The organism is Paenibacillus forsythiae T98, from assembly GCF_000520735.1.
Classification (GTDB): Bacteria; Bacillota; Bacilli; order Paenibacillales; family Paenibacillaceae; genus Paenibacillus_AQ; species Paenibacillus_AQ forsythiae.
In genome coordinates this window covers 1-9,832 of sequence record NZ_ASSC01000174.1, presented here as the reverse complement: position 1 = coordinate 9,832, position 9,832 = coordinate 1, and the positions used below count along the sequence as shown (strand labels likewise).

At 56.3% G+C, this 9,832-nt stretch carries 10 protein-coding genes; 8 read left to right on the top strand and 2 right to left on the bottom strand.

The features are described 5' to 3' along the window. A partial coding sequence (locus tag L692_RS0106425) for a L,D-transpeptidase (RefSeq protein WP_025698234.1) occupies positions 1-731 on the top strand: 731 nt, incomplete at its 5' end. Here L692_RS0106425 and L692_RS32440 read toward each other — a convergent pair. After that, positions 728-865 carry a hypothetical protein gene (locus tag L692_RS32440; protein WP_169733328.1) on the bottom strand — a complete coding sequence of 46 codons (138 nt, stop codon included), beginning with the start codon at positions 863-865 and terminating at the stop codon, positions 728-730. The two genes, L692_RS0106425 and L692_RS32440, sit on opposite strands and share 4 nt — an antisense overlap. Positions 866-1,048: 183 nt before the next feature. Here L692_RS32440 and L692_RS0106415 point away from each other — a divergent pair, with 183 nt between their 5' ends. From L692_RS0106415 to L692_RS0106390, 6 genes are all read left to right on the top strand, one after another. After that, positions 1,049-2,146, top strand: a complete 1,098-nt coding sequence (locus L692_RS0106415; RefSeq protein ID WP_025698233.1) for a quinone-dependent dihydroorotate dehydrogenase — start codon at positions 1,049-1,051, stop codon at positions 2,144-2,146. Between the two features lie 125 nt (positions 2,147-2,271). Next, the gene (locus L692_RS0106410; RefSeq protein WP_025698231.1) at positions 2,272-3,084 is read left to right on the top strand and encodes a GTP pyrophosphokinase; all 813 of its coding nucleotides are present in this window, start codon (positions 2,272-2,274) and stop codon (positions 3,082-3,084) included. Then, on the top strand, positions 3,074-3,523 hold the full coding sequence (locus tag L692_RS0106405; RefSeq protein ID WP_025698229.1) for a DUF309 domain-containing protein: 450 nt from the start codon (positions 3,074-3,076) through the stop codon (positions 3,521-3,523). The genes L692_RS0106410 and L692_RS0106405 overlap by 11 nt, the downstream gene beginning before the upstream one ends. A gap of 91 nt (positions 3,524-3,614) precedes the next feature. Beyond that, positions 3,615-5,174, top strand: a complete 1,560-nt coding sequence (locus tag L692_RS0106400) for an RsmB/NOP family class I SAM-dependent RNA methyltransferase (RefSeq protein WP_025698228.1) — start codon at positions 3,615-3,617, stop codon at positions 5,172-5,174. Continuing rightward, the gene (locus L692_RS0106395) at positions 5,175-5,933 is read left to right on the top strand and encodes a pseudouridine synthase (protein WP_025698227.1); all 759 of its coding nucleotides are present in this window, start codon (positions 5,175-5,177) and stop codon (positions 5,931-5,933) included. A gap of 79 nt (positions 5,934-6,012) precedes the next feature. Then, a complete protein-coding gene (locus L692_RS0106390; protein ID WP_025698225.1) occupies positions 6,013-6,813 on the top strand; it encodes a Cof-type HAD-IIB family hydrolase in 801 nt (266 codons plus the stop codon). Between the two features lie 120 nt (positions 6,814-6,933). On the opposite strand, the gene L692_RS0106385 is transcribed toward L692_RS0106390, so the two are convergent. After that, entirely contained in the window at positions 6,934-8,325 is a 1,392-nt protein-coding gene (locus tag L692_RS0106385) for an RsmB/NOP family class I SAM-dependent RNA methyltransferase (protein WP_025698223.1), read from the bottom strand. Between the two features lie 329 nt (positions 8,326-8,654). Between L692_RS0106385 and L692_RS0106380 the strand changes: the two genes are divergently transcribed. After that, a complete protein-coding gene (locus tag L692_RS0106380; RefSeq protein ID WP_025698222.1) occupies positions 8,655-9,791 on the top strand; it encodes a glycosyltransferase family 4 protein in 1,137 nt (378 codons plus the stop codon). The last annotated feature ends 41 nt before the right edge of the window (positions 9,792-9,832 follow it).

Sequence of the window (9,832 nt, the reverse complement as noted above, 5' to 3'; positions counted from 1 at the left end):
TCGCCACGCTCTGGAGCGCGCTGAGCAGCTACCGCGCCGCCAAAGGGCGGCTGCCGGAATCGCTCGACGAGCTAACCGGAAATTTCCCGGGCAATTGGCTGGCCGGGACGACCCCGCTGATGGAGCGCGCCTTCGCGCCGCTGAAAGCCGAGGCGGAGCGGAAGGGAGAACACGCGGCGGATCAAGGCGCCGCGTCTGACCGGACGGCGCCGGACGGGGATTCCGGGGCTGCATCAGGGACCACGCCCTCGGCCGGCGAAGGCGGAGCGGAGATGCCCTTCCTGTCCCGGCCGCTCGCCATTCTCGTCGACAAGCAAAAACACCGTCTGGCGGTCACCAGCGGCGGGATCGTGATTCGAAGCTATGAAGTGGGGCTGGGCGGAAACCGGACGCCGGAAGGTAATTTCGTCATTACCGACAAGGTCGTGAATCCGAACGGACATGACAACGGGGAGTTTGGCAGCAGAGGAATGCAGCTTTCTGACACCAATTACGCCATACACGGCACCAATGAACCGGAAAGCGTGGGCAAGGATGAATCCTTGGGCTGTATTCGAATGAGGCGGAGCGATATCGAGGAACTGTTCGATCTTGTCCCCAAGGGAACAAAGGTGCAAATCGCCGAAGGGGGTCTTCTGCCTGATGTGGCGCTGGTCTCAAAGACACCGTTCTCTCTGAAAGCCGCCGGGAACCAGACCAACCCCCGCAAGCAGTACCATTGGCTGAATTAACTGCCGGTTACAATAAAGAGGACGATGAAGATAATGACAAGCAGCGCGATGCTGGCGCCGATCCACACGATGGCTTTGCGGTTGACCTCTTCTTTTTTCTGCTGTATTGTAGGCGGCTTGCGTTTGGTTGACATATGAATCGACCTTCCTTTTCTCTCGAATCTGGAGTTCCCTGTTCCTTTATATTGTAATGCGTTTACAAAAAAAATACTACACTCCCCGTCCATCCCGCTTTTCGCGAAGAGACTAAAACTTTTCTTTTCCTGCGGAAAAGGCTAAAATTATAATGAAACTTTATGCCTGAAGGAGCGAGAATGGTGCTGTATCGAAATTTTGCCAAACCTTTTTTCTTTAAAATGGACCCGGAAGCGGCGCACCATCTCGTCATCGGGGGACTTGAAAAAGCAGCGGCCCTGCCTGGCGGCCGCTCCGCCTTGCGCCTGATGTACGGCGTCCCGGAGACGCCTGAGCTGGCTGTTGACCTGTTTGGGCTTCATTTTCATACGCCTGTAGGGCTTGCTGCCGGATTGGATAAGAACGCACAGGCGGTTCCCGGATTTTCGTCCATCGGCTTTGGCTTCATGGAGGTCGGAACCGTAACTCCGAAGGGCCAGCCCGGGAACGAGCAGCCAAGGCTGTTCCGGCTCCCGTCTGATGAAGCGCTTATCAACCGGATGGGCTTTAATAATGAAGGCGCGGAAGTCATGGCGCGGCGCCTCAAGGCGGAGAGCGGACGGACTATTCCGGTTGCGGTCAATATCGGACGGAACAAGACGACCGGCAACGAGGATGCGCATGAGGATTACCGGAAGTGCATTCGTACACTGTATCCGTACGGGGATTTTTTTGTGGTAAATATCAGCTCGCCGAATACGCCCGATTTGCGCAGCCTGCAGCACGGAAGCGAGCTGTCCCGTTTGCTGTCGGAGGTTAAGCAGGAGATGGAGCTTCAGCGCGGGGCAAGCGGCATTCGAAAGAGCATTCTCGTCAAGATTGCTCCGGACGTCAGCGCAGCCGAGCTTGAATATATGGTGCATACGCTGACAGAAGGGGGAATGGATGGTATCATAGCTACCAACACAACGATTCGCCGCGAGGGACTTACCCATGAAAGCGCGTCGGAAACCGGCGGCCTCAGCGGAAAGCCTCTGAGGGACAGATCAACGGAGGTCATCTCCGCCATCTACCGGCAGACGAAGGGGAAGCTGCCGATTATCGGTTCAGGCGGCATTTTCTCCGCCCGGGATGCCTATGACAAGATCCGGGCGGGCGCAAGCCTGGTCGAAATCTATACGGCGCTCATTTATGAAGGGCCGGAGGTGAACCGCAGGATACATGCCGGGCTGCGGAATCTCCTGCGAAGGGACGGGTTCCGGCATATCTCCGAAGCGGTGGGCGCGGACGTCCAAATATAAGTGAGGATAAGACTTCCGCTTATCCTTGGCCTTATATTCTGCGAGAAGCGGATGCGGCCCTGATCATGCCGCGCAGCCGTTTCTTCTTAGCTGACGGCGGAGAGTAAAGGACAGGAGGAAGGAAGATGGACGGCAGGGATTGGGGCACTTTTTTGCTGCCATATGAACAGACAGTGGAAGAGCTCAAGGTCAAATTCAAAACGATGCGCGCGGAGCTGAAAAAGCGCGAGGAATATACGCCGATTGAATTCGTAACTGGGCGGGTCAAGCGGCTGTCGAGCATTCTGGAAAAGGCGAAGCGCCTGAATGTGCGGATGGAGGATCTGGAGCAGGGGATTGAGGATATCGCGGGCATCCGGATCATGTGCCAGTTCGTGGAGGATATCCGGCGTGTGGCGGAGTATATCCGCGCCCGCAAAGACCTTGAGGTGGTGTATGAGAAGGACTATATCACCAATTACAAGGAGAGCGGCTATCGCAGCTTCCATATGATCATCAAGTATCCGGTGCAGACGGCCCTTGGGCAAAAGATCGTGCTGGCCGAAATCCAGATCCGCACGCTGGCAATGAACTTCTGGGCGACCATCGAGCATTCCCTTAACTATAAATACCGGGAGAGCCTCCCGGACGAAATCAGGTATCGCCTGAAGACGGCGGCGGAGGCCGCATCCATTCTGGATAGCGAGATGTCCAGCATCCGGGAGGAAATACTGGAGGCGCAGAAGACGTTCGAGGAGAATTCCAATACGACGGCCCAGGTGCTTCATGCGATTCACCAATTGTATTTCTACCATCTTGTCAATGAAGCGATCCGTTGCCAGGAAGAATTCAACGAGATTTGGCAGCGCCAGGATACGGAAGCGATGAAGAAGCTGCTGGCGCGGGTGCGCGGAATGATTTCGGAAGCGAAGAAAGGCGATTTGCCTGATGGGTTATGAGCCGCTGTATGTCGCATATCTGGTCTACTTCAACCGGGACCGCGATTATTTCGAATGTCACGAGGTGCTTGAGGAGCTGTGGCTTTCGAGGAACCGCGATCCGCTGTACAAGGGGCTGCTTCAAATAGCCGTGGGACTGTATCATTTCCGCAACGGCAATGTTCGCGGCGCCATGATTATGCTGGAAGGATCGGCGGCGAAGCTTAAGGCGTATCCGGAGATTACACTGGGCATCCAACTTGGCAAGCTGGTCCGCGAGGCGGAAATCTATGTCCGGCAGCTCAAGGACCATGACAAGCGGCCGCAGCCCTATTACGATTTGACGATCGATATCGTGGATGGGGAACTGTCGGAGGCGATTCTGGCCGCGATGCCGGACATTAAGCCGAATATTCCCCAGCGGCGTGGCCCCCGCAGGGACCGGTCCTGCCGCCGCTGACCCGGGCAAGGCCCATAAATTACGGTTCGGGAACACCCGCAGGGGTGTTCCTTGAGCTATTCTTATAGATGATAATCAGGAGGAAGGCAGCATGGCGGTACAACTTCCGCACTCCTTCTCCGAGCGGATGAAACAGCTGCTGGGACGGGAATACGAAGCATTTATGAAAACTTATGGAGAGCCTCCTCATACGGGCATCCGGGTTAATACACTAAAGATTGCTGCGGATGAACTGCAGCGGATTTCGCCTTATCGCATGGAGCCGATCCCCTGGTGCTCCACCGGCTTTTACACAATCGAAGGAGCCAGACCCGGCAAGCACCCTTACTATCATGCCGGGCTGTACTATATTCAGGAGCCGAGCGCCATGGCGCCTGTTGAGCTGCTCGGCGTTCTGCCGGGTGACCGCGTGCTCGACCTGTGCGCGGCGCCCGGCGGCAAGTCGACGCAGATTGCCGCTAAGCTTCAGGGAAAGGGCATGCTGGTCAGCAATGATCTGCATCCCGAGCGGACCAAGGCGCTGGCCAAGAATCTGGAGCTGTGCGGGGCGAGAAACGCGGTCGTCCTGAACGAGAGCCCGGAGAGAATTGCCGCGGCGTTTCCCGGATTTTTCGACCGTATCCTGATTGATGCGCCATGCTCGGGGGAAGGCATGTTCCGCAAGGACGAGGATATGGTCCGGCAATGGGACGAGAACACACCGGCCAAGTATGCCGCTATGCAGCGGGAGATTCTAAGAGCGGCGGCGCTGGCGCTCAGACCCGGGGGGACGATGGTTTATTCCACCTGCACCTTCTCGCCGGAAGAGAATGAAGGGAGCATCGCCGGGTTTCTTGCCGGACATCCGCAGTTCTCGGTCGTTGCGGACAGCGGGACCGGCTCCTTTGCTCCAGGACTGGAACCGCTTCCGGGTACGGCCCGTCTATGGCCCCATAAGGTGAAGGGGGAGGGACATTTCATTGCTGTCCTAAGACATAATGGAGATCCGGAGAAGGAGAAACCCGCCGGATTATGGCCAGGCGATGGCGACAAGTCTCTGCTGGCCATGCCGCGCGGAGAGTCCGGAGGGCGGAATGGAGAGGGTAGCAAGGCAGCTCTTGCCCGCAAGGACAAGTCATCTGCGGGCCGTGGGGGCAGCCGAAATGCCAGAAACAGCCGTATTTCCCCCCGGAACGACAGCCGTGGACGCAGTGCGGCGATTACCTCGGAGGGAGAGATTTTGGCGTCCTATGCGGAATTTGCCCGGGAGCAGCTTGGCTGGCAGCCGGAAGGCTGTCCCGTGTTGTTCGGGGAGCATTTGTATTTGTCTTCGCTGCCGCGCGAAGCGCTGAACGGCCTCAAAACGGTGCGCCCCGGCTGGTATATGGGGCATGTCCGGAGCGGGCGCTTCATTCCGGGCCATCCGCTGGCGACCGCGCTGACTGCCCGGGAAAGCCTCCGCAGCCTGACGCTTCCCGGGGACGGCCCGGAGGCAGTGTCCTATCTGAAAGGGGAGACCTTGTCGATTTCGGCTGACCGCCTGACGGTGGCCCCGGGCACATCGCCCAAGGGATATGTGCTCGTCTGCATCGACGGATACAGCGCAGGCTGGGGGAAATGGCAGGATGGCATCCTCAAGAATGAATATCCCGCAGGCTGGAGGTGGACATAAATGGCCAAATCAAAGGGCGGCGCAGGAAAAAAACAGCGGCTTGATAAAATATTGTCCCATGTCGGCTATGGCTCGCGCAGCGAGCTCCGCAAGCAGGCCAAGCAGGGTCTTATCACCGTTAACGGCGTGGCCCAGAAAGACAGCGGCGCGCATGTCGATCCCTATAACGACACTATTGAGGTGGCTGGCGAGGCGGTCATTTACCGTGAGCATATCTACCTCATGATGAATAAGCCGCCGGGCGTGCTGTCGGCAACGGAGGACAAACGGGACCGGACGGTGCTGGATCTGCTGGATGAGCGTTATGCGGTGTTCGAGCCTTTTCCCGTAGGCAGACTGGATAAAGACACAGTCGGATTGCTGCTGCTGACGAGTGACGGGCAGCTCGCCCATGAGCTGCTGTCGCCGCGTAAGCATGTGCCCAAGACCTATGAAGCCCTCGTGGAAGGCGAGGTCGGTCCGGAGGATGTGGAGGCTTTTGCACAGGGCGTAAGACTGGACGACGGTTATGTTACTTTGCCGGCGCAGCTGACTATTCTGGGAAGGGAACGGGGAAAGCAAATCATTTCGCAAATTTCCCTGACGATTACCGAGGGCAAGTTCCATCAGGTGAAACGGATGTTCCAGGCTGTCGGGAAGAAGGTTATTTTTTTAAAAAGAGTCTCGATGGGCCATTTGCTCCTGGACGGAAATCTGCCCGAGGGAGCCTGCCGGGAGCTGACGAATGAGGAGCTTAAGCTGCTCGGAGCAGAAATTTAACAATTGGAACGACAAGCTGGAATGACGCTGTATTATAATTAAAACATAGAGATAAATGACGCTCAGGGATGGTGGAGGAATGAAATATAAGCTTATAGCGCTGGATGTTGACGGTACGCTGCTGAATGACGATCATAGCTTGAGCACCGAGAATAAAAAGGCGATTGCCGAGGTCACCAGACAGGGAGCCCGGGTTGTTCTGTGCACGGGAAGAAATCCGAAGAATGCCTTTCCGATTATGGAGGAGATGGCGCTGACCGGCTATGTGCTTGCTGATAATGGCGCCGTCACCGTGCAGGTAGAGGATCAGAAGGTCATTCATCAGTACGCCATGGACGGCCGCGGCCTCGACCCGTATATTGAATACTGCCGCAAGCGCAATATCCATTTTGACGTGAATACCGCATTTGAGCTGTACGTCGACAATGTCGAGCATCTGACCCAGGAAGCCCACTTTATGTACGAGCATCTTCAACTCGTTCCCGCATCCTTGCCGGGATGGGGGGAGTTTCGCGAGCCGATTGTCAAATTCACCGTATTCTCCACAGCGGAAATGATGGACGAAGCTGAGCGGGAGTGGAGCAAATGGCTGCAATCGTTCAATATCCAGCGCAGCGGAGAGTTTTTCATTGATTTAATGCATCCCGAAGCGTCCAAAGGCAATGCGCTGAAGAATCTGGCGAAGCAGCTTGGCATCCGTCAGCAGGAAGTGCTGTCTATTGGCAACTACTATAATGATATTTCGATGCTTTCCTTTGCGGGCCTTGGGATAGCCATGGACAATTCTCCGCTCGAAGTCAAAGCGGCGGCGGACGCCGTCACCGGCACCAATAACGAGAATGGGGTATCGGAGGCTCTCATCAAATACTGCCTGTCTTAAGAGGCGTCAATTAGGGGATTTTTACAAAAGAGTGCTCTTTAGCCTGTGCGGCCGAGAGCACTTTTTTGTCAGCAGGGCGTATAATAAAACGTAAATCAGATGAAAAAACGAACAGGTAGCTTAGGGAAGGCGCAGGCCTTTCGGATAATGGTTCTTGAGCTGGCCGGAGCTGGCCTTGCCCCACCCAAGCGGCAGATGATCCACAGTGACCAGCGTCCAGCCATGCAGATTGCCCGGCACGGTCAGACTCTCGCCCCGCAGCCAGCTTCTTGTCTCAGGGCTACCTGGGTCCAGATTGAACGAACGCGCGGTCTGCTCCGGACAAAGAGACATAGCGAGCGCGTGCGCAGGCTCCAGCCGATTCTTCTTCAGATGGGCAAGGTGCAGGCCGGCACGCGGAATGCGCATTCCCCGAAGCAGCTCCAGGGAGAAGGATTCGCCAAACGCAGAGGGGAGCAGGTAGAGCGAATCTCCGAACAGAACCGGAACGCCTTCCGCACGGAGTCCCGGGACTTCCGAAGCCGCCCATTCCCGGAACTGCCGGAATGCGGCCTGTGCGGCGGCGTCTGCTCTTCCTCCAGCGTGTCCTTTGCCGCTCCGCTCTCCGCGTTTTGCCAAGCTTGGATGCCGCTTGTCCGCAGATGAAGGGATTCCGCCTTTGGCCAGCAGGGCGACAAAATGCCCCTCGCCCTTGTTCTGATGCGGCCAGAGCCGTTTTGCCGTCAGCAGCTCCATATCGGGATAGGCTGCCGTCAGCCGCTCAATCAGCTCTTCATTCTCTTTCCTGTTGAATGTGCAGGTGGAATAGGCAAGCCGTCCTCCGGGCTTCAGCATGGTATAGGCATCCTGCACAATATCCCACTGCCTGGCAGCGCACATGTCCACATGCTCAGGCGACCATTCACCGATCGCATCCTGATCCTTGCGGAACATTCCTTCCCCGGAGCAGGGGGCGTCAAGCATAATCCGATCAAAGGCTTCCGGGAAGCGCCCGGCCAGATCGCCAGGGCTCGCGCTGGTCACAAGGGCATGGGAAATGCCCATCCGTTCCACATTTTCCGCCAGAATCTTGGCCCGCTCAGGATGGATTTCGTTCGATACGAGCAGTCCCCGCCCTTCCATCAGGGAGGCGATATGGGTAGTCTTGCCTCCGGGAGCCGCCGCGAGATCAAGCACCGTCTCCCCGGGCTGCGGGTCCAGCAGTACGGCGGCGGACATGGCCGAAGGCTCCTGGATGTAATATAACCCGGCCTCATGATAGGGATGGCGGCCCGGCCGCGCGGGATCTTCATAGTAATAGCCTTCGGAGCACCAGGGAACAGGCCGAAGGCCGAATAGGCGGGCAGCATGTTCTGCGGCGCTTCCAGCCGGTTCCGGGCTGATCTTTAACCCGTTCATCCGCAGTCCCAGCGTCTTCGGCGCCGCATATGTATCCAGAAAGGCGTCCGTTTCGCTTCCCAGCATCTTTCGGATCATGGCTGTAAAAGCGGCGGGCAGCATTTCCTTATTCATTGTTGCATTCTCCTTTTATTCATTTTGTTCAAGAGGATTGAACCGTTGCGGCACAAGGCATTGCGGTCTCACCTGCGGCAAGCGGCGGTATTAAGAGTTGCCGTTTGCGGCGGTTGCCGATAAAATCTAAGTAGGAGCTTGAGAATTGCCTGTGTACATATGCTTAACTATATCATAATTGCCAAGCAAGGCCGTTTTTTTGAAAATATAAGAATGTATAGGCTCTAAAGCTTATCATCAGCCTTATATTTCTACGAGAAACGGATGCCGCCCTCAAGCAGGTCGGCGGAGCCGCTTCTTCTTGGGCAATAGAAAAGGGGACTTACCGTATGAATCTGCTGCAAGCGCTCTTCTTTCCGCCGGAGCAGCCCGGCGGCGTATCGTCAATGATTCCCCATTTGCAGGAACGCTTTCGGTCAAGCCGATGGGAGATGGAACTGTTCTGGCTTCCCAAGCGCATCCGCGGAAAAGGGAGTGACGAAATCGTCTTTGAAACGTTCGATTGGACGCCTTACGGCGTGAGTCCGATCGTGCAAAAATATATCCAGACCTACCGTGATTATTTGTGGTGGACGAAGCTGCGCCTGAACAAGCGGTTCGATCTGATCCACGCGCATCATCCAATAGCCGGAATGGCAATGAAGAAAGTGTTTCCTGATGTGCCTCTTGTCCAGACGTTCCACTCCAGCTACGAACGCGAGCTGATCCTGAACGGAAAAATTGCTGAGAACGGACTGGAGCATGAGTTCCTGACCCGGATATACCGGGAACTGGAGTATGTGAGCGACCGGCTGATGACCGTCTCGCAGTCCTTTGCGGACTATATGTCGCACTATACGGAGAACCCGTCCCGCATCCAGATCATCCCGAACGGTTTTGACGAAAAAAGGTTCAAGCCGGTAGCGCATGAAAACGAAGTTCCGCAGCTGGTGACCGTTACCCGTCTCGTTCCGGCCAAAGGAATCGATGTCCTCTTCAACGCCTGCGCCGAGCTTAAGAAACGCGGTCACGAATACGTGCTGCATATTATCGGCGACGGGCCGTCCCGCGCAGACTTGGAGAATCTGGCGAGGTCGCTCGGAATATATAATGAAACCATTTTTTACGGCTACACTCTGCATCCCGAAGAATTTATGCCGTTCTTTGATATTTTTGTACTGCCGTCCCGCGCGGAAGCCTTCGGCTCCGTATTCGCGGAAGCCGCGCTGAGCTGTCTGGCGCTTGTCGGAACCGATATCGGGGGGATTCCGGAGCAGATCGAGGATGGTATCAACGGCCTGCTTGTCCAGCCTGATGATGTTATCGCCCTGGCGGATGCGCTGGAGAAGGTCATCAGTGATCCGGCCTTTCGTTACGAGCTGTCCCGTTCGGCGTGGGAGAAGGCCAAAAATCTGTACTCCCTGACCCGCATCGCCAATCAGTTGAAAAAGACGTATCTGCAGCTTCAGACCGGCAGCAAAGAATGAACGGCATGGTCCCGTTTCGCTTTCTGCATGCCGCGGACCTG

Coding starts and splice junctions, on each gene's coding strand:
- L692_RS32440 (WP_169733328.1), bottom strand. CDS start 865: ATGTCAACCAAACGCAAGCCGCCTACAATACAGCAGAAAAAAGAAGAG.
- L692_RS0106400 (WP_025698228.1), top strand. CDS start 3,615: ATGGCGGTACAACTTCCGCACTCCTTCTCCGAGCGGATGAAACAGCTG.
- L692_RS0106390 (WP_025698225.1), top strand. CDS start 6,013: ATGAAATATAAGCTTATAGCGCTGGATGTTGACGGTACGCTGCTGAAT.
- L692_RS0106395 (WP_025698227.1), top strand. CDS start 5,175: ATGGCCAAATCAAAGGGCGGCGCAGGAAAAAAACAGCGGCTTGATAAA.
- L692_RS0106385 (WP_025698223.1), bottom strand. CDS start 8,325: ATGAATAAGGAAATGCTGCCCGCCGCTTTTACAGCCATGATCCGAAAG.
- L692_RS0106405 (WP_025698229.1), top strand. CDS start 3,074: ATGGGTTATGAGCCGCTGTATGTCGCATATCTGGTCTACTTCAACCGG.
- L692_RS0106380 (WP_025698222.1), top strand. CDS start 8,655: ATGAATCTGCTGCAAGCGCTCTTCTTTCCGCCGGAGCAGCCCGGCGGC.
- L692_RS0106410 (WP_025698231.1), top strand. CDS start 2,272: ATGGACGGCAGGGATTGGGGCACTTTTTTGCTGCCATATGAACAGACA.